The organism is Methanosarcina sp. UBA5, from assembly GCF_002505485.1.
Classification (GTDB): Archaea; Halobacteriota; Methanosarcinia; order Methanosarcinales; family Methanosarcinaceae; genus Methanosarcina.
Genome location: NZ_DAVG01000029.1, coordinates 1 through 20,863, shown reverse-complemented (window position 1 = coordinate 20,863; position 20,863 = coordinate 1). Strand labels below are relative to the sequence as shown.

Annotated in this window: 16 protein-coding genes; 8 read left to right on the top strand and 8 right to left on the bottom strand. The window is 39.0% G+C overall.

The genetic code is table 11. From position 1 onward, the window contains the following. Nucleotides 1-122: 122 nt before the first annotated feature. The 6 genes from BP621_RS02955 to BP621_RS02930 form a co-directional block, all read right to left on the bottom strand. The gene (locus BP621_RS02955; protein ID WP_292387874.1) at nt 123-1,424 is read right to left on the bottom strand and encodes a phenylacetate--CoA ligase family protein; all 1,302 of its coding nucleotides are present in this window, start codon (nt 1,422-1,424) and stop codon (nt 123-125) included. An 83-nt stretch (nt 1,425-1,507) separates the two neighbouring features. Continuing rightward, nucleotides 1,508-2,707, bottom strand: a complete 1,200-nt coding sequence (locus tag BP621_RS02950; protein WP_292387873.1) for an MFS transporter — start codon at nt 2,705-2,707, stop codon at nt 1,508-1,510. 837 nt (nt 2,708-3,544) lie between these two features. Then, the gene (gatD, locus tag BP621_RS02945) at nt 3,545-4,819 is read right to left on the bottom strand and encodes a Glu-tRNA(Gln) amidotransferase subunit GatD (RefSeq protein WP_292387872.1); all 1,275 of its coding nucleotides are present in this window, start codon (nt 4,817-4,819) and stop codon (nt 3,545-3,547) included. 275 nt (nt 4,820-5,094) lie between these two features. Further along, on the bottom strand, nt 5,095-6,570 hold the full coding sequence (argH, locus tag BP621_RS02940) for an argininosuccinate lyase (protein WP_292387871.1): 1,476 nt from the start codon (nt 6,568-6,570) through the stop codon (nt 5,095-5,097). Between the two features lie 200 nt (nt 6,571-6,770). Then, entirely contained in the window at nt 6,771-8,228 is a 1,458-nt protein-coding gene (locus BP621_RS02935; RefSeq protein ID WP_292387870.1) for a hypothetical protein, read from the bottom strand. Nucleotides 8,229-8,852: 624 nt separating this feature from the next. Next, entirely contained in the window at nt 8,853-9,491 is a 639-nt protein-coding gene (locus BP621_RS02930) for a hypothetical protein (protein ID WP_292387869.1), read from the bottom strand. 597 nt (nt 9,492-10,088) lie between these two features. Here BP621_RS02930 and BP621_RS02925 point away from each other — a divergent pair. From BP621_RS02925 to BP621_RS02910, 4 genes are all read left to right on the top strand, one after another. Then, nucleotides 10,089-10,688 (top strand): class I SAM-dependent methyltransferase, encoded by a 600-nt coding sequence (locus BP621_RS02925; RefSeq protein ID WP_292387868.1) that lies wholly within the window; start codon nt 10,089-10,091, stop codon nt 10,686-10,688. Between the two features lie 75 nt (nt 10,689-10,763). Beyond that, complete coding sequence (locus tag BP621_RS02920) at nt 10,764-11,363, top strand: class I SAM-dependent methyltransferase (protein WP_292387867.1); 600 nt, start codon at nt 10,764-10,766, stop codon at nt 11,361-11,363. A 143-nt stretch (nt 11,364-11,506) separates the two neighbouring features. Further along, nucleotides 11,507-13,162 carry an ABC1 kinase family protein gene (locus tag BP621_RS02915; RefSeq protein WP_292387866.1) on the top strand — a complete coding sequence of 552 codons (1,656 nt, stop codon included), beginning with the start codon at nt 11,507-11,509 and terminating at the stop codon, nt 13,160-13,162. Nucleotides 13,163-13,385: 223 nt separating this feature from the next. After that, nucleotides 13,386-15,065: a hypothetical protein gene (locus BP621_RS02910; RefSeq protein WP_292387865.1), complete on the top strand. Its 1,680-nt coding sequence runs from the start codon at nt 13,386-13,388 to the stop codon at nt 15,063-15,065. Nucleotides 15,066-15,294: 229 nt separating this feature from the next. Here BP621_RS02910 and BP621_RS02905 read toward each other — a convergent pair whose 3' ends face one another. Further along, nucleotides 15,295-16,026 carry a sulfite exporter TauE/SafE family protein gene (locus BP621_RS02905; RefSeq protein ID WP_292387875.1) on the bottom strand — a complete coding sequence of 244 codons (732 nt, stop codon included), beginning with the start codon at nt 16,024-16,026 and terminating at the stop codon, nt 15,295-15,297. Nucleotides 16,027-17,125: 1,099 nt separating this feature from the next. Here BP621_RS02905 and BP621_RS02900 point away from each other — a divergent pair. Both BP621_RS02900 and BP621_RS02895 read left to right on the top strand, forming a co-directional pair. Continuing rightward, complete coding sequence (locus BP621_RS02900; RefSeq protein WP_292387864.1) at nt 17,126-17,839, top strand: peptidase M4; 714 nt, start codon at nt 17,126-17,128, stop codon at nt 17,837-17,839. 266 nt (nt 17,840-18,105) lie between these two features. Beyond that, a complete protein-coding gene (locus BP621_RS02895; RefSeq protein ID WP_292387863.1) occupies nt 18,106-18,345 on the top strand; it encodes an SHOCT domain-containing protein in 240 nt (79 codons plus the stop codon). Nucleotides 18,346-18,411: 66 nt separating this feature from the next. Here the strand turns inward: BP621_RS02895 and BP621_RS02890 are convergent, their stop codons facing one another. After that, nucleotides 18,412-18,996, bottom strand: coding sequence for a protein-S-isoprenylcysteine O-methyltransferase (locus tag BP621_RS02890; RefSeq protein ID WP_292387861.1), 585 nt, complete (start codon nt 18,994-18,996; stop codon nt 18,412-18,414). A gap of 114 nt (nt 18,997-19,110) precedes the next feature. Between BP621_RS02890 and BP621_RS02885 the strand changes: the two genes are divergently transcribed. Both BP621_RS02885 and BP621_RS02880 read left to right on the top strand, forming a co-directional pair. Next, a complete protein-coding gene (locus tag BP621_RS02885; RefSeq protein ID WP_292387860.1) occupies nt 19,111-19,254 on the top strand; it encodes a YHS domain-containing protein in 144 nt (47 codons plus the stop codon). Nucleotides 19,255-19,411: 157 nt separating this feature from the next. After that, nucleotides 19,412-20,536 (top strand): tyrosine-type recombinase/integrase, encoded by a 1,125-nt coding sequence (locus BP621_RS02880; protein ID WP_292387859.1) that lies wholly within the window; start codon nt 19,412-19,414, stop codon nt 20,534-20,536. Nucleotides 20,537-20,863 lie beyond the last annotated feature (327 nt).

Genomic DNA, 20,863 nt, shown 5'->3' with positions numbered 1-20,863 from the left:
GCTGGATAATAGAAACCAAAGTAAGCTAAAAAGGGCTACTGACAATGAATCATCAAAAAAGGTTAAAAAAATAAGGGAATAAGTTTTCCCTGATTAATTGTTGATTGGAGATGCCCTGCTGTTTAGAGCTGCGGGCGCCTATCGATAATTCTCTTTGCCTTTCCTGCAGTCCTTTCGATGCTGCCTTTCTCAAGAAGCTCGACATTTGTACGAATATTCAGAACGGCTTTGAGTTCGCGCTGTACGTAGTCCTGGACAGCTTTTAGATCTTTTAGATCGCCGGTAAAGGCATTATCCTCAAGTTCAACCTCGATTGTGAGTTCGTCGAGCATGTGTTTGTTGCGGTCAAGTATTAGCTGGAAGTGTTCGCCCACCTGCGGTATCCGGGAGATGACGTCCTGAATCTGCGAGGGGAAAACATTGATGCCTCTTACGATCAGCATGTCGTCAGCTCTGCCCATTAGGCGGGAAATTCTTGTTGTTGTCCTGCCGCACTCGCATTCGGATTCAAGAAGCCTTGTCATGTCGCCTGTGCGATATCGAATGTTGCAGAAGCCTTCCTTGTTGATGGAAGTGAGGACAAGTTCGCCTTTTTCGCCTTCAGAGACCTGTTCTCCGTTTTCGTCAAGAACTTCGACAAGGAAATTGTCGTTCCAGATGTGCAGGCCATCCTGCTCCTGGCATTCGAACCCGATTCCTGGTCCGAACATCTCTGACAGGCCATAACAGTCGTAGGCTTTGAGGTTGAGCCGCTTTTCAAGCTGCTTCCGCGTATTTTCCGACCAGGGCTCCCCTCCGAAGATAGCGGCTTTTAAGGAGAGCTTGTCTATAAGGTCGAGTTCTTCGGCGGTTTCAGCAAGGTAAAACGCATACGATGGGGTACAGTGGATTGCGGTTACGCCGAAGTCAATCATCATTTCGAGCTGCCGGGCAGTATTTCCGGTTGCTGCGGGCACGACCATTGCGCCCATTCTTTCTACGCCGTAGTGGAAACCTATGCCTCCGGTAAAGAGCCCGTAATTCATAGAGTTCTGAATGGTGTCGCCTTTTGAAAGCCCTATCATTGTAAGGTCCCGGGCGATCATGTCCGACCAGGTTTCGATATCCTTTGCCGTGTATCCGACAACTGTGGGCTTACCGCTAGTTCCTGAGGAAGCATGGATACGTACTATGTCTTCTTTTTTGGCAGCGAAAAGCCCGAAAGGATAATTTTCCCGAAGATAGGCTTTCCTAGTAAAGGGCACTTTACGGATGTCTTCGAGGGTTTTAACGTCCTCGGGAGTGACTCCGGCTTCCTTGAATTTCTGCCTGTAAAAAGGAACATTGTCATAGACCAGCTTTAAGCTCTGTTGAAGGCGTTTCAGCTGTAGTCTCTTCATTTCTTCGGGATTCATTGTTTCGTATTTCGGCTGCCAGTATTTCATTAACAGGACCTTCTTTTTTATTTGTGAAACCGTTCTCAGGTTGTAAATTTTAATGCATGAATGCCATGTTTCTACATAGCATATTAAGGTCTTTTAATAAGAACGTTTGCAATAAAGGCGGCAACAGCGAGAACAGCCATAGCATACAGGGTTGATAAATATGAACCAGTAGCAGTACGGAGCGTGCCGGCTACATAAGGACCGATAAATGCCGCACCAATAAGGCTGGTATTTACTATTCCCAAGTTCTGCGCGAAGTATTTTTTCCCATAAAAGACACTTGCAAAAACGGTATTCATTGTGGGAACACCACCATAAGACAGGCCTGTGAACACAAATCCAAGAAGAAGAAGAGGAATGCTTTTTGAAAAGACGGCAGCGATTAATATTACGATAGCTGTAATATAAGTTGTATTGATTATAGTCATCGTCTTTTTTAAGCCTATCCTATCGCAAACTGCACCAAGAATCACCCGTCCTAAGCCGTTGCAGACCGAAATCAGACCGACCCCGAAGGTAGCTAGCGATGCTGTAGCCTTAAGATCATTTGCAAAAGGAGCTGCATGCCCGATAAGAGCAAGACCCATTGCCGTTGATAAAATACTCCATATGAGAAATATCCAGAAGGTGGGCCTTTTTATCATTGAAGAAGAATTTATTTCCATACCCACAATGTCAGCATTTTTTGCTTTGGCAGCGGCTTTTGGAAAAGCATAATTTGAAGGCGGGAGCACTAATAACCTGGAGCCTATGAAAACTATTATTCCAAAGGCGATACCGAGGAATAAAAAGGTTTGGCGCCAGCCTATTGCTTTAATAAGCTCGTTTGCAGTGGAGCCCAGCAACATGCCTCCGAAACCAAAGCCCATAAGAAGAAGTCCGGAAATAGCACCTGTTTTGTCCGGGAACCATCTTGTCACTGTGCTTATGACCGCATTATAGCTAAGACCAATACCGAAGCCGCTTATAACACCATATGTTATATAAATGCCTGTAAGACTATTTATCTGTGAAGAAGCAGCAAAGCCACACAATAGAAAAACGGCTGAAATCAAGATCGTAAAGCCTGGAGATTTTTTACCGGTAATAAAGCCTCCTGCCATACCTCCCAAACAGAAAAATATGATTGAAATTGTGAAAATAAGAGAGGTCTGGGCACGAGTCCATCCGAAGTCCTTTTCAAGCGGTGAAATAAATAAAGACCAGGCATAAAGCATTCCAAGAAATAAAAATAATACTATACCGATAACAACGTAAAACCATCTATTATTAGTTCTATCCATGGAAACAGTCCTTTCAATATTAATTTTTGAATTATTTTAATTAGTGTACATTAAATAAATTTTCAACAAATCCCTGTTTTCAGGATTGTTTTCATGATTGGGTAATTTATCTGTGATTCAAAACACGAGATTAAAGAAGCAAATCTCGATTCTATATAAATTCTCTAAGATAAAGAGTATCCATTAATTTAAACTGAATTAAAGGATCTATTTTTACTTATAGGACCTAACGGTTAAGCTGATAAATCGATATGCTCTTAACCTTTAACTATCTAAAACACATATTTGATCGCAATGCCTAATGTACTTGATTTTGCATTTCCAGTACATAAGTCCTAACTTAGTTATTTTTCAGCCTATTGCAGCTTATTTAAATTGTTTTCTATAAAGCCCAACTTTCTGTTTGAGATAGGCTCAACGTTTTGATAATCGCTAACACGATACTTGTTAGCAAGGTACATTATTACTGTTATTATTTAAATATATTGAAAAAAATCAGAATTAGTTTGAAAAAATTAATAAAATGTTGGGATGATATTACTTTTGTTTATGCCAAAATGGATACATGAGATTGAAAAAGAGCTTTTAAACAGGAATTTATAGGAAAAAGGGAACATAACTTAAATATTCGGATACCGAGAATTGAAAATAATTGCATTGAAATTAGAGCGTTTTGTTCCAGAGATTTATTCTCCTGCCGTTGCAGGTGAAATTCCATAGCCAGAAAATACAGCTTATGTTCAAAGCTCAGAGCTGGCAAATCAAGTGAAAAAACGAAGCACAGAAAAATGAGGTTCCGGAAAAAGAAATAAAGGGAGTAAAATCCCAATTTTTCTATTACTTAAAACAACACTTGGTAATTTCTCCGCTAAGATCTTCCCTGAGCATTTCAATAGCTTCGCCGAATTCATTGGCCTGGCCGAGCACCCACATAAGTTTAACAAGGGCGGTTTCGGGAAGTGTGTCCTCCCCTTCGATTGCACCGGCTTTTAGCATATCACGGCCCGTATCATAGACTCGGTCGCAGATTCTGCCGTTAAGGCACTGGGATGTTATTATAACAGGCATTTTTGCATCCGTGGCTTTCCGGATCATGGGAATCCACTTTGTAGAAACATGCCCAAGCCCGGTACCTTCAAGAACCAGTCCTCTGTACCCGCTGTTAATGTAATGGTCAAGGATTTCAGGGGATGAACCTGGTGTAAATTTAACAAGGGCACATTTAGGTTCCATGCCTGGTTTGAACTTGAGAGGTCTTTCTCCACGCTTGATATAATCAATGGAAGTTTTTATTTCCCTGGTATTATAATCCACGACCCCTATAGGAAGAGAATTTATTGACTTGAAAGCGTCCCTGCGAGAAGTATGCATTTTTCGGACTTTTGTTCCACGGTGGATCTCGCAGAAATCATCCGAGGTTGTCCCGTGCATGACAACCGAAACCTCAGCAATATCACTTATAGCAACAAGAGCTGCACAGATTGCATTCATGGCATTGTCGCTGCTTGGACGGTCTGCACTTCTCTGGGAACCTACCAGAACAATGGGTACAGGCGTTTCAATCATAAAGGAAAGGGCTGCAGCCGTATACATCATGGTGTCTGTCCCGTGGGTTACGATTACCCCATCGGCACCTGCCTCGATTTCCTCGACGACGGCACGGGCAAGGTTTTGCCAGGATTCCGAATCCATATTTTCCGAGAGAATACTTGAGATTACCCGACCTTTAAAATCAGCTATTTCTCGGAGTTCAGGAATAGCTGCAAGGATATCGTCAGCAGTGAACTGGGAAGTTACTGCGCCTGTCCTGTAATCGATTTTGCTGGCAATCGTTCCGCCTGTGGAAAGAATCGCGACTTTTGGAAGCCTTTTTCCAGACTTCGGGATTTCCTCTCCTGCCGCTTTAGATTCATTCCCGCCGTTTCGGCCTCCGTTTGTGATTTCCCCATTGTTTTCCAGAAGAGTTATCTTTACCTTATCCGTGGAAAAACCGGCATTGTAACCGCTGTTCATTTTTATTGTAATATATCCTTCCATAGACGGCATTACTTTGCCTTCGTAGACAGTGCCGTTCTTTTCAATACGTACCCGGTCGCCCTGTTTGAATTCCATAAATAATCCCTTTTATGATAATTTTTTGAAAGTGCTGCATAAATAATAGGTGTTCTGGTATCACACCAGATATTTTCGCATAGTATTACCTATTTTTTTCACGATACTAGACATTTTGTGCAATACTAAGAGGTCTAAGTAATATTAATCTGAGTATGTTAATATTGATGTGCCGATCTCAAGTATATTCTACTGAGCGCATTGATATCGATGTTTAATATCGGTGTGTTAATACTGATTTTTCTCTCACGACTCAAGTTATCTGTCTCGTTAATTCAAGCTTTCCTGTACTCGTTAACGATTGCAAGCAGGTTTTCAAAAGCCGAATCTGTGATATCTTTTAAGGTTGCAATCTCCTGCGTATTAAGTTCAAGTTCGGTCTGCCTTTTCGAGAGGTATTTCTGCATTTCTTCTGGAGCGGGTCCACCAGTGACTTTTCTTCTCTTTATGTTAGAAACCGGATCGAGAGCTTCTTTAACCAGCTTTTCCGTAAGTCCCCGGCTTGAGAGAGACTCGCCAAGAACAACTTCAGCTGCGGAATCGATCTTCTCCAGAGTGGGTCTTTCCATCTCTCTTGCAAGCATCCCGACAATCTGGTGGGCAGTCCTGAAAGGAATTCCGGTTTCCCGGACAAAGGTATCCGCAAGTTCGGTAGCTGTCGTAAAACCGGTCACTGACTGAGCAGCAAGCACTTCAGGGCGAACTTTCATAGTTTTTATCATCCCTCCCATGACCCTTACTGAAGTCCTTACGGTTTCTACAGACCGCCAGATATTTGGAGTTGCTTCCTGAAGGTCCCGATTGTAACTCAGGGGAAGCCCCTTGCAGATCGTAATCAGGGACATAAGTGCACCTACGACTACTCCTGTTTTTCCGCGCATAAGTTCGGCAGTGTCAGGATTTTTCTTCTGCGGCATAATTGAGGAGGTAGAAGCGTACATATCATCCAGTTCTATGAAATTGAATTCGGAGGAGGACCAGATTACAAGTTCCTCGGCCATGCGACTAAAGTTTATCATCAGATTTGTAAATCCTGAAGCACATTCAATAAGAAAGTCCCTGGTGCTGACCGCGTCCATTGAGTTTTCAAGCAAGCCTGCAAAGCCTAAGAGCTCCTGGGTTCTTTTTCTGTTAAGGTTAAAGCCCGTGGAAGCAAAAGCCGCAGCCCCAAGTGGGCAGAGGTTTACCCTGGAGTAAGCGTCCTGAATTCTGTCAAAGTCCCTGCCAAGAGCAGCTTCATGAGCGCAGAGGTGATGGGCAAGAGTTGTCGGCTGGGCATGTTGCATGTGAGTAAAACCAGGCATGAGCGTTTCGATATGTTTTTCCGCAAGGGTAAGAAGCGTTTGCCTTAGCTCATGTATTTCCTCAAGCAGCCCAGTAAGTTCTTCCCTGAGCACCAGCCTGATGCAGGTTGCAACCTCATCGTTCCTGGAGCGCCCCGAATGCATCCTGCCCCCAACGTCTTCCCCAACCATATCGATGAGCCTCGATTCAAGAGAGATATGAATGTCTTCATAGCTGAAATCGAGCTTTTCCATCCCTTCTCCCCTGATTTTCAAAAGTCCACTAAGGATTTTGCTGCAGTCTTCCCTGTTTATAATGCCCTGTTCTTTCAGCATTACTGTGTGGGCAAGGTCCACTGCGATATCAGCATCAAAAATCCACCTGTCAGCTTCCATAGAAGAGGTATAACGTAAGATTTCCTCGTCCTGGGCGGCCTCCAGCCTGCCTCTGCGTAAAATATTGCTCATCGGGTTTCCTCTTTATTGATCTCTATGAAATGAAATTGTATCTCGTCTACACATTTTTACAATCATTAGATTGTTTAAATTTGGTAAGTTTTCTTGCATACTCTATCACATTCTACATTTTTATCGAACAATTACTCGATTATCCATAACACTTATGTGGTTATTTTCTACAGTGGCGCACTTTAAAAAGTGACGCATTTTCAACTATGAGCGTATTTTTTCCTGTTGAAAATGTCCTTTACAAAATCAATATCAATAACTTTGTAATCTAAATCTTGAGCGATCTCAGAAATAAAGTCTGCAATTTGCATATATTTTCGAAGAAAAAAAGTTTGATTTTTTAAAACAAATGCTAGCTCTTCGCTTTGTACTAAATATAACTCCAAAGTTGTCAAGTGGGAATAAATGACTCCAAAATAACGCCTAACTATTCTATAATCTATTTTTTGAAGGCCAGAAGCTTTTTCTAAAGCTATTTTTTTTCTTTCAATTTCGTCGGCTAATTCTTCAATTTTGTTAATGTATTTGATATAGTCTCCATCTTTATCTTTAGAATAAATATTTCGAAAATTATTCTGGTGTGTTTTTTCTTTCATATTTTTTAATTCACATTTACTGTTTTTGATGTAACAAAATGATACATTTTCTAGCTTAATACTCCTGTTGCAATCTTTTTGATTTGAATATAGTGAGAAAGTTTTAACGTAATTTATTTCGTATAATAAGTTTTTATGTGATTGTTGAGCTGTATTTAGTAAATCTTCCAAAATGATTGTAGTTTCACCTTGACAACGTGATAATTTTTGTAAATCTTGTATTATGCTAGCTGTATAACTGGGATAGTAACATATGGCTTCAATATTATCCTTAGGTTTCTTTCGATATATTTCAGGCGAAATGCTAATATTTTCAGCTTTTTTAACAGTCAGGTTTGCCAATGAATTACTAAAAAAAATTTGAATTGTGGAATCTTCAATTGTTTGAATAATATTTCTAAGAACAAGAACTTTCATAAGAAATATTTGACTAGTAAACCCTTCTGATATTGTTTTCATTTGACTTTCTTTCAGTAAAGGTATATTTTTAATTGTCAACCAATTCTTTATTGTTAAGATTTCATCAACTTTCAAATTTTCTCTAAGATTATGAAATCTAAAACAAAAGATAATGGCCATAAGAGTTTTTCCGCTTACAGAACCTTCTTTTATTACTTTGATTTGATTTTCTTTTAATGAAAGTGTATCGTCATTTGTGACTTGATTTTTTGTTGTTAATATCTCACTAATTTTTAAGTTTTTTCTAAGATCATGTGATTTAAAAGAGAATATAGTGGAATTGGTTATGGACCTTAAATGATTCCTAGGATTTTCCATATCTAAATTAGTATTTGTCTTGAGTTTAGATGCAAAAAAAGCAATTTGATTAGTTTTAACACCAAAATTACTTCTAATATCTTTTATCCATTCTACTTGTATCTTTCCAATCTCACACAAAGGATCCAAAAGAACATCTTGTTTGTTAATATTAAGTTTCGGTAGACAATATTCTATTAAACGAGGAGTATATTCTAAAATAAACTGATGCCAAGAATGAATAGGTACATTTTCTTCAAGTATTTCGTTTTTCATTCCGTTTTGGATGCTTTTAGTATATATCATAAAAGCCTCTAGCCTGGTTGTTTAATTCTTCCCAAAGGTTATTCTTTTACGTCCAATGGTACAATTATTCTACCATCCTTTTTCACTCTGATGTCAAGATATACTAGTGCCTTCTTTAACTGATAAATAGTAGATGGTTGATCTTAGATTGTTGATCTAAAAATAATCTTAAAAATTACATTTATTATTAGTCTATCTAATTAAAAATGTTTATTAAATTTAAAATTAACGAAGTTAAATTCTATTGTGTTTAAACAACTTTCGTTTCTATGAATTAAATGATATTGAGTTGAAAAATTGTAATATCGACTTAAAATCTCTAAAACAAAAAAGTTCTTAATTTTCCTGTTTCTTTATTTTGGCTTTGTAGAAGTTCTAAGTTATTAATTTAGGTTCTGTGGAGAAGGGATAAATGGGCCGAGAAAACAGTAAATTAGTTTATCGTGTGTGTGAGAAAGGAGTTAGTCGATAAACGTTCATCTTTGGGATATACGAGATTAGGTGAATTATGAGTTATCGTGTTTGTTAATTGCACTAGTATGTGGTTTGGTATAAACTCGTAATGTCAAACTATAAATCTGTTGATATCACCAATTGTTGAGTTAAATCATTTGAGTTAAATCATTATTCTATCCAGTGTTTTGTGTATCTAGCATAGTTGTATTCGTCTATTTTCTTGATCATACTTTTACTTTTATTGATCTTATAATCTTTCATACTTTCAACCATATACTTCGTTATTTTGCAGAATTCAATGTACTTTTCTTCAGGTTTGACACTGTAGTTTTGTCTATAGGCTTTTGCTATATTATAGTCCCATAGCGGAAAGAATTTTGGCGCTAATAGATGTAGAGCTTTAGCCACAGATACGGGACTCTTGGTTCCCTTCTTTTTTCCTGAGTTAATCATCAAAGCTTCGTTAAAGTCGTTAAATAGCTTTCTTATACTTTGTTCATCATTTTCTGAGAGCTCGGATATATCTCGATCTCTAAAACTATCAATTATGACAAAGTTTTTGTTTATACATTTTTCAAGCTCTTCAAAATCTAAGGAACTAGATCCATATCTATAAAATGCAGCATTCCATGTTAGAAGAAGAACACCTAGCGCGTCTGCCATGTCTGCATATTTTCCCCAATGGTATTCAACGAGAAAACTCGCAACTTTGTACATCGAGTCGCGTCCTTCAGATTCTTCAAACTTTCTACAACCCTCACAAAATCTTTCATATTTTGGTATCTCAACATAATCAAATTTAAACATGGTAAGAAAAGTGATCAAGTTGTTAATTATCTTTTCGCTAATAACCGTGTGTTATAGATAAATTGAAATAAATTACAAACGACTAAACATAATAAAAATTATTTGTTATCTTAAATATCATACTTTGTGAATCATCATTAGCTATTTTCAACACTAGTGAGTTATTTTAAAAGCTTCGAACGTTTAACTTGATTTAGCGGTCTTGCAGCATTTGGTGAGTCATCGTTTATCGATATATTTCTATAAAATTTTTGTAGCCTCTTATAATTATATAATCGATTTTTGCTACTTATAGCCGCCAAAAGTTTACAGCCTATTTGAGAGTTCTTAGCAGCCACAGACTTTACAGAACCGTTGAAAGAGTATTTTGTTTGATAAAAGAAAGTTTGGAAAAGCGCTTAAAGCATGAAATTCTCAATCAAGTAAAAGAGATAAAGATAAAACTGTTGTTTATAACATAAACAAAAAATTGTAAGCTTATTTCTTGCTTAAATTAAAATTTCTACAGAGTCTTTATCTTACACTTAATTACTTACCTATTCAGTTTCTTCCAGTAACCCAAAAAAGCTAATCGTAAGGAATGTGTAAGTTCACTTAATGTCCGTGGTTTCGAAATACAACCGAATCTCAGGAATTTACGATATCATAGAAACGCCCATGGAGTATTCTCTTTACGACGGGTGGAGAGAAGAAGCCCTTTCAAGCCTGAGCGGGAAAGTCCTAGAAGTTGGAGTGGGAACCGGAAGGAACCTTAAATACTATCCGGCAGGCTGTTCGGTAATTGGGATTGATAATAGCGTGGGAATGCTTGAAAAAGCCAGGAAGAAGGCAAAGGGCATGAAAAATATTACTCTTCTTCTTATGGACGCCGAAAACCTCGAATTTCCGGATAACAGCTTTGATTATGTGATCATAACCTTTGTCCTATGTTCAATTCCTGATCCTGTAAAAGCTCTTAAAGAAATGAGACGAGTTCTCAAGCCTTCAGGAGAGCTGATAGCACTTGAGCATATGCGCAGCATCAACCCCCTTATTGCCCGTGTTGAGGATTTGGTCAATCCTATCACGTTTTTTCTTATTGGAGTTAACGTAAACAGAAATACGGTAAGAAATATTGAAAAAGCTGGATTTGTTATTGAAGAAACAAGAAATCTGGCTTTCCAGGACGTTTTCAAGAAGATCAGGGCAAAACCGTAACAGGAGTTTATCTTCAGAAAACTTCTGATTGCGCTTCCCAAAAAGCTAATCGTAAGGAAAGCGTAAATTTGTTTAATGTCTGTGGTTTCAAAGTATAACCGAATCGCACCCATATACGAACTGATAGACCTTCCTCTGGAACTTTTGTTTTTCCGAAAATGGAGAAAAGAAGCCCTTTCAGACCTGAGCGGAAAAGTTCTGGAAGTCGGAGTGGGCACCGGAAGAAATCTGAAATACTATCCGGTAGGTTGTCGGGTAATAGGTATCGACAAAAGCGAAGGCATGCTCCAGAGAGCCCGGGAAAAAGCCGAAGGCATGAAAAATATTACTCTTTATCCTATGGATGCTGAACATCTTGAATTTCCGGATAACAGCTTCGATTACGTGGTCACAACTTTTGTTCTCTGCACAATCCCTGATCCCGTAAAAGCTCTTAAGGAAATGAGACGAATCCTGAAACCGTCAGGAGAACTGATAGCTCTTGAGCATGTGCACAGTAACTACCCTTTTATTGACTTAATAGAACATTTAATTAATCCGGTTTTGTTTTTCCTGCTTGGGGATCATGCAATCCGGCATACTGTAAAGAATATTGAAAAAGCCGGCTTCACGATTAAGGAAGCAAAAAAACTGGCTTTTAAGGACGTTTTCAGGAAGATTCGGGCAAAACCATAGAGATTTCGTTTTTATTCGAGTGTATGCCTGGTTATTTTAATCAATTAGTCTGTCAAAAGATTAATATTTAAGATTAAAATGAAAAAATCTTTTATTCAACGTAAAGAAATTATCTTAAACAATAATAACCAATTAATATATGGATGCTGGGTAAAACAAAGCGTTACCTTGAGGTTACGAGGGTCCTTTTAAAATACAACCTTATTCCGGAACTCTACCGGGATTTGCGCACCAATTATATTTCAAATCCTGAATGCACCTGTAATTTTGATCTCGAAAACAGGCAGACGGCTGTGAAACTCAGGGAAGCTTTCGAAGAACTCGGGCCGACTTTTATCAAAATGGGACAGACCATGAGCAAGCGGCCTGATCTTGTTCCACAGCCTTATGTTGTAGAAATGGCAAACCTTCAGGATAAGGTTAAGCCGGTGCCTTTTGAAGAAATGGCCGAATCTCTTGACCTGGCCTGCGTTTGTGAATACGAGACGCGTGAAGAGCGAAATCGGAAAAAGACGGAAGAAGAGCTCAAGGTTTCACGGGAGAGAAAAGCAAAAGCTTTTATTGAAATATTTGACAGTTTTGATCCTGAACCGATTGCCTGCGGCTCGATTGCGCAGGTTTATAAAGGGATTCTGGAAGGGAAACCGGTTGCCGTAAAAATTCTTCGCCCGAACCTGATTGACACCATAAATATTGACCTTTCTATCCTGGACGATTTCAAGCCTGTTATGAGGAAGGTTCTCGGCCTGGGAAGTAATTTTGATATTGATGCTTTCTTGCTGGAGATCCGGGAGATGCTTACCCGAGAGGTTGATCTGAGAACCGAAGCTGTCAATATGCAGCGTTTTGAGGACAATTTCAAGAACGTTAAAAACGTGTCTGTGCCCAAAGTCTATCCTGACTACTGTTCAGCCAATGTCCTTACTATGGAATTCATCCAGGGAATCCAGATTAAGGACATAATCAATATGCCTGTGCCCCAGAGCAAAAAATCGGAATATACGCGTACCATTACCAAAAGCTACCTTAAACAGGTTTATATTGATGGCTTTTACCATGCTGACCCTCACGGGGGCAATATGCTGGTTGAAGAAAATGATACCATCGCCTTCATAGACTTCGGAGCTGTAGGCAGTATCGATGAGGAGCTCCAAAAACACATGCTGGAGTTTTATTACGCCATTAATAACAGGGATGTGGAAGGGGCAACCCAGGGTTTCCTGAAAATCGGGGGTGCGGATGCACGGGATGTAGATATTCACAGGCTCAGGAAAGATATGGATAGCCTGATCGCAAACCAGAACTACGGGCTCGAAGGCAGGCAGAGTGATAATTATGCAAAGCTCGGCCTGAAATACGATATCCGGCTGCCAGGGGAATTCTCGACCCTGCAGAGGGCAATCCTGCTTATAGAAGGCGTCTGCCTGGAGCTGGACCCGAGATACAACATTAAAACCATTGCTATTCCTGTGCTGATGGACGCTTATAAAAAGCTTAATACTCCAAAAGGAGCTGCTTTTCATATCGAATTTTCCACCGAGCCCGTGGACGAAAAAGCTGAATTGAGGGCTGCTATTCGAGAAATTGCCGATAAAATGGAAGGAATGGGGGATAAGTTTCTTTCCTTAAAGCAGAAAGAAACAAGGAAAACTACTTTTTCAAAAGAACTCTACCTGACTGTCCTGCTTATTGCTTCAACTTATATTCTGTTAAATGGAGGCACTTTTTCCTGGGTTGGACTGGCTGGGTTTGGGGGTTCGGTTCTGATGGCACTTCTTTTTGTGATTCGAGGTAAATAAAAATCAAAACAAATTTACAATATAAAGTGACATGTTTGTAACTTTATTGTTAAGTTAAGAAATAAATAAACTTATATCTCTTCTCAAATTCAACTCTTTTTTACATAAGATATACTATGAAAATATGTTTATTATAATAACATTTTTATGTTAATTAAATTAATAAATATGCGACGGTATTTTTAAAATTTAATAAACATGGTAAATAATTGGGGAGAATGAAATGGTAAAACCTGGAATCATAAAACCAGTACTATTGCTGGTATTTATAGGAATAATAATAGCCGCGTTCGTACAACCCATTGCAGGAAGCACGATGGGTAAGGGGAAACTGATGGAACAAAAAGATAAAATGGTTCCTTGCCCCGAAAACAAAATTATGATGCAGTCTGGAATGAAAGAACGTGCAGCTAACGAAACGTGTGAAACTTCTTCCACGGAAAAGATGGAATCAATGATGGAAGAAAAATCATGCAATGAGACGATGACAGGCTCCATGATGAGAGAGAAATTAGCCAACAAAAACTGCTACAACGAAAGCTCATCCGAGGCTAACTTTGACCGTGCTAATCTTTGGCTTAAGAAAGCGATAAAACTTCACGCGATGCATCTTGAGAACCCTAAAAGCGTAACTAATGAGTCCCAGATGGAAATGATGGACGAGATGAAGCAGGCCAAAAAATACCTTGCAGGGGAAAAGATGAATATGGGTATGATGAGCAGAGCAACAGGCAATATATCTGCAGAGTATGAACATCCTTACGTCATCCCGACCCTTATGAGACTTGAATGCTCTGAATTCTGGCTTGATGAAGCTATAAAACTTCATGCAATGCACATGAAGAATCCTAAGATTGCAACCAATGAGTCTCAGGTTAGATTAATGGTTCAGATGGTGCGTGCAAACAGGTACCTTGCAAGAGAAGATATGGACATGGAGATGGCCAAAAACGCCAGTCTTTCCCAGGACAATGTTGACTTTACAACACTCTGGCTTGAAAAGGCAATGAAACTTCATGCAATGAACCTTAAGAATCCTGAAGCAGCAACCAATGAGTCCCAGATGAGATTAATGAACCAGATGATGCGGGCCCGCGAATGTATTGAAGGAAAGGGTATGAATCTGGAAATGTTGATGGACCTTGAAGAGGACTCAGCCAGAGAGATGTGTGAACCTTCGTCCAAAGAAATGTGTGAGCCTTCACCCAGAGAAAAGATGATGACTATGATGATGGGCTCCATGAAAATGGGAGAAAAATCATGCAATGAAACCATGATGAACACTATGAAGAGTAATATTATGGAAGAGAAAGGGGCCAAAAAAGAGAAAATGGAATCCATGATGGAAGAGAAAGAAGCCAAAAAAGGTAAAATGGAATCCATGATGGAAGGGAAAGAGGCCAAAAAAGAGAATATGAAATCCATGATGGAAGAGAAAATGGAATCCATGATGGAAGAGAAAGGGGCCAAAAAAGAGAATATGAAATCCATGATGGAAGAGAAAATGGAATCCATGAAGGAAGAGAAGTTAGCTAATGAAAGCTGCTATACAGGCGAGATGGACAAAAAAGCCATCTTAACTCGAGCCAACTTTGACTGCGTTTGTTCATGTCTCGAGAAAGCCATGAAACTGCACGAAATGAACCTTAAAAATCCTGAAGCAGCAACCAGTGAATCAAAGATGGAAATGATGAAACAGATGATGCAAGCCCACGAGTACCTTACAGGGGAAAAAATGAATATGGACATGATGGAAAAAGCAATAGGCAATGAGTCTGCAGGAAAGTTGAAAGAAAAAGCAGACTATTTGTCGGCAGAAAAGAGTGGGCAGTGTTCAACCAGCAAAATGGGAGAGTACTCTTCTACCGAACAGAGCAAAAGGTGCTCATCAGGTGGATGCTAATAAGTCTATTAAGTCTAGAAGTTAAGATGATCTGCAATTAGAATTAGTGGGAACTGCCCCACTTCTATTTTTTAGCTGGCTGTACATTTTTCGTGTTACATCTTAAGGATAAAAGCTACCTACCTCAGTGTTCTATAACATCAGCTCAACACAAAGATTATGAATTCAACACAAAGGTACAAAAAATATAAAATTTTTCAAAAACGATAAAGCAGGAAGTACTGCCTAACTATGGGAACAGTACCAGTTTTAAGCCAAATAAAAATATGAAAATTGCCACAAAGTTCCTGAATTTTTCCTGGGGTATCTTTTCAACTCCTCTTTTCCCGATCATTGCCCCAATTAAAGAGATGGGTATGAAGATCAAAAAACCTGATACAAGGATAGGATCAAGCTTCGTACCTCCTTGTATATAGGTTGCTATCCTAGTAGAGTCGATCATAAAGGATATGGCACCTGCAGTTACAACATAAACGGCTTTCTCAAGATTGAAAGCGCTCAAAGCTGCTGCATTTATCTCCCCACCTATGCCGAAGATACCTGCAAAAAACCCGGTAAGGGCCCCACTGGATACTGCAACCGATAATCTCTGGCTCAATTTAAAGGTTTGGTTAAAGATAATGAAAAGAACATAGGCTATAAGGAATATTCCTAAAGCTCTTGAGAGAATCTCACGCGAGACTCTTAGGGATAAAGATGATCCCAGGAAACTGGCAAGGATACCGGGAAGGCCAAAAGCAAGAAGAAGCTTCCATCTTATTCCCTTCTGAAATAGAATTATCTTCCATATATCATTAAACCAGTGAATTATACCCACTAGGAGTAAAGTCTCAGACAAAGGAAGGGTGATCAGAAGAACGGGTACCATGATTGTGGATATTCCAAATCCGGCCAGAGTCCCGATCAGGCTTGCCAGCAGTGTAAGCAGGGCTATATAGATAATTTCTTCACAGACAACCATACTACTCAATCAGATCACATGAATAATTTTATTTATTAATATATATTAATTCGAGAAAATAATATTGTTGCACGAGTCCTAAAAGACACGGCACCATTATGAGAAATTCAAATATTCAACATTCTTTTAAAAGATATTCGATATATCGAGCAGGTTTAGCAGAAAAAGCGTTTTTGGTTCTTGTCGTGCTGATGGGACTGACTATATCCTGTTTGGACCAGGATACATTCTATGGTTGACCTGGAGTAAATCGTGGGGCTCACAGCCAGAAGAACTGCAGGCGTAAGATTACAGGCATTATGGTATTGTACTGGGGGCAAGCCCAGGAATATGCAGATATCACTTCATTTATAGCACCTTCTAACTGTGATAAAAGTAATTGACATCAGAAAAGCTACCAGGCATAGAATAACGGAGAAGTTCCTTCTGACTGAAGCTCCTTTAGTGGATTTGTAGCGTTCATAATTGTTCTAGTTCCTGTTTCCAATTTTCGTATTGAGGTGCTAGAGGCTGGCAAGAAAGGAGAAGCAAGAAGCACTGGGGATGTTTGGTAAAAAATATTTTCAGTTTCATGTCAAAGGCTCTTGGATTTATACCGCAGGTCGGATGATTTGCAACGTTTTAAATATATGTTTAAGGTATTTGGTGATAATTATAAATAGTTTGGTATATCTTTGATTACTGGGGTAATGACGGTCGCTGGTTTTGTCTGCAAGGTGAGACATTAACCTTTACGGTTGAAAGCCGAGGTTTAGAGTCTCAAAATGAAGCACAGAAACATGGCCGAGATTTTACATAAAGAATAAACCAAAAATTGAACAAACTTATTCAATTGTTCAAAGCATCACGTCTTGAGTTAGTTCCAAGAGTTTAAGTGTATTCTTCTTCCAAAACATAGTTAAATCAGAGTTGCTTGCAAAAATTCAATGAAGATATTTAAGGAGTAAATAAAAAGTCCAGTTAATTGCTGATTTCTCTATAAGAACTTAATCCAAGGCAGAACTTAACTTGAGGTGATTATGACAGACAAAAAAATATCATAATTTGCCTGTTATTACTAACAGTAATAACACTTCTTACTTTTCTAGCTTTCAGGCCAATGATATATAAGTCGACCTATGACACTGGTGGTTATCAGCCCGGGCATATGGGGCCGGGAATGATGAATAATCCAGGCTACAATTATGGCTATGGGCCGGGAATGATGAATAATCCAGGCTACAATCATGGCTATGGCTCTGGAATGATGAATAATCCAGGCTACAATTATGGCTATGGCTCTGGAATGATGGGTAGCATGATGACTGGCAATATGATGGCGATATATTATCCAGAGTCTAAACCTGTAACCCAGGATGAAGCTCTGAAAAGTATGCAAAATTTTTCCCGGCAGTACGGTTCAAACCTTGAAGTTGAAGATTTCATGGTATTCAGCGGCAACTATTATGCTGTTTTAAAGGACACAAACAGCAGTCAGTATATAGCCGAAGTGCTAGTGGACCGCTATTCAGGATCAGTCTATCCTGAACCAGGACCAAACATGATGTGGAACACACGCTTTGGAGCTGGCAGAACAACGACCGGAGGGCCTGAATACGATCTGGCAGAAGCAGAAAACTTGACTAAGGATTTCTTGGGGGGTTACTTGCCCGAAGCACAGATAATGGAATCTAACGAAATGCCCGGTTATTACACTTTTGATTTTGGAAGACAAGATATTGAAGGGATGCTGAGCGTAAATGCCTATAACGGTCAGATCTGGGTGCATACCTGGCATGGATCTTATCTGGGCGGGATGAACACAACAAGCTGAATTTCTGTTGGTAGCCTGGTACTGCAATTTCAAGTACTTTAAAAGCTAAATTTTTTAATTTACATTTTTCCGGGTTTTAGTATCTGGATTGGAGATTTCCACATCTTTTGCAGCTATAAACATTCAGCAAGTTGAAATCACTGAAAGGACGGAAGAAGCTCAAGAAAGGAAGTGAGAGATAGAGAGTTTTCAGTAATTACAGAATTTGAATAACCTAGATGTAAATATGTATTCAAAATATAATTTCGGTTAAGGGAGTGGTGACAATGAATGGATTTATGGGCGATTACGGTTACGGCATGATGGGGTACGGAGGTATGTTTTTCGGATTACTGTTCTGGATTTTTATAATTGTGCTAGCTTATCTGTTAATTAAATGGTTTGTTGAGCAAAATAGAACTCGAAGTGGTGAAGAGAAGTCTGCGTTGGATATTGCAAAGGAAAGATATGCAAAAGGTGAAATTACTGAAGAAGAATTTGAAGAAATGAGAAAGCGCCTGGAGTGATGGAGGAAAGTAAAACGAAATTAATCTTTATTTTCTTTTTGCTGCTTCTGGCGTGGCTTTTGGAATTCAGAGGTACCTTTTATAAAAAGGCCTCGAGATCCTCAGCTTTGGTATCAAACGTCCTGTCCTTATCATGTACGCTCTGTATTCATCTCCGAATTTTTCTATCATCATTTTCTCTTCGTCGGCTATCCGGATCAGGTACATGAAGATTACTGGCAGCATATAGGATAGGGCAACTATCCAGTTGGAAGAAAAAAGTGAAATCCCTATTCCTATTATGAAGATAGCTGCATACATGGGATGCCTGATGAATTTGTAAGGGCCACTGGTTACCAGAATATGTCCTTTACGAATTTCAAGGACGGGAGACCAGTTTCTGCCTAAAGCCCTGTGAGACCAGATAAAGAGAAGATCGCCCGCAAAAATTAACCCTGCTCCAAGCCAGCGAACTCCTGGAGGGAAAGGAAAGCGAAATGTGTCTATCCAGGAGGTAAGCAAGTAAAAGAGTATTGGAATAAGCCCCAGGCCGACAAGATAGTAAAGGAATTTCTCTCTTTGTTCGTGTTTTACCACTGCCCTTTTGAATTTTCTACGGCCCCTCTGGTAGTACAACCTGACACCACCATCTATCAAAAGCAAGACTGTCAAAGCAAGTTTAAATTGAATTTCATGTACCAGATTAAATTCCTCTCAAATCTCTTATCCGGTGAAAAATAGAAATAGCTTAACGTATCTTTAATTATTGGGGGTATTATTATAATAGTGGTTGACCCTGTCTGCAAGATGGAACTTGAAGAAAAGGAAGCGAGGTTCAAGAGCGAGTACAAAGGAAAAATGTACTACTTCTGCGCCCTTTCAGATAAAAAGAGGTTTGACGAAAATCCGGAGAAATACATCGAGTCCTAAAGTAGAAAATACGAAGGCCTTCTGGATTCAAGACTAATAAAGTGTGAAGCCGAGTCTGCCGACTCTAAATAAGGGTACAAAGGCAAAACATATTGTTTTCAGCTAACAAATAAAGAAACCTATACTGTTTATCTGTCATGGACTCAATTATACTATCATGAATAATCAGAAGGTCTTAAAGGACTACTTAAGAAAGTGCAAAGCCGATGGACTTAAAGAAGCAACCATCGCAACAGCTGAAACTACCCTCAAACCATTTATTAATTGGTGTGGCGACAAGGATTTACAAACGTTTACACCAGACGACATATACGACTACTTGGATTTTATAGATAACTACAAACGGACAACTAAAGCCGGTAAAATCATAAAGTATTCACCATTCACAAAACAGCGGATCAAAATGGTACTCAAGAAGTTTTTAGGTTACGTTAATCCTGATCTCGGAGCAGTCATTAAATTGCGAAAATTAAAGGACGGAAAAATACCAGATAACATACTAACACGAGACGAAATTGAGAAACTAATCGAAGCGTGCAGGAACAACAGGGACAGGTCCATCGTCGCCACATTTTACGAAAGTGGCGCAAGGAGGGGAGAACTGCTAAATGTACAACTTAAACACGTAACTTTTGATGATAATGGGTCTATACTCAATATTCAAAAAGGGAAGACAGGCAGTCGCCGCATTAGACTGGTTTTAGCTTCTTCTTATTTAAGGCAGTGGATAGAAACCCATCCTTTGAAAAATGATCCAAGTGCTTACCTTTTCTGCTCTAACAAGTTTCCATACAATGTTATTACTAATGTAGGACTGGCTAACCAGCTCCATAAGATCGCAGAAAGGGCAGGGATACAGACAGAAAGAGTGCATCCCCATGCGTTTAGACATGCAAGAGCAACCCATTTGGCAGAACACCTTACTGAACAACAATTGAAGGAGTTTTTAGGGTGGACAAAATCATCAACTATGGCTAGTGTTTATGTTCATCTTTCAGGAAAAGATATTGATAACGCTATTTTGAAAATGAATGGGATAGAGACTGCTGAAGCTGAACAGGACAATACCTTAAAAGCTGTAAAATGTCCTCGCTGCAAAGAAATTCAAGATAAGAAAGCCTCTTTTTGTTTTAAGTGTGGAATGCCTCTTAATGAGATATCAAGCACAAAAATAAAAGATGATAAAAGTACTGTACTACTTAGTGTACTTAATCAACTTGAAAAAAATAATCCCGGTATTTTATCCAATTTGCAGAATGTCTTAAACAATATAAATTATTAATTTTATAATTTTAAAGATTATTTATATATTATAAATGAAGACGTTTTTATAATTTGTAGAATGATTAAGTATATATAAAGGTATAAATTAATTATAGAGTGTTGCAGGTAAGGGTAGCCAATTCCCTACAATCAACTTGTGATACCATAGAGATTTCACCGATCGGGTGTGATTCCCCACTAGTAAATAATATAGAAAGGTGAATGAATGGAACTTGAAACAGATTAATTTTTGCTGTATTCAAGGGTTGACACCAGCAACACAATGCGGTGGAGCACTGCTTTTGTTGATCAGTGTGCTTGATTGGTTAGTATCTCCGGTACTGCT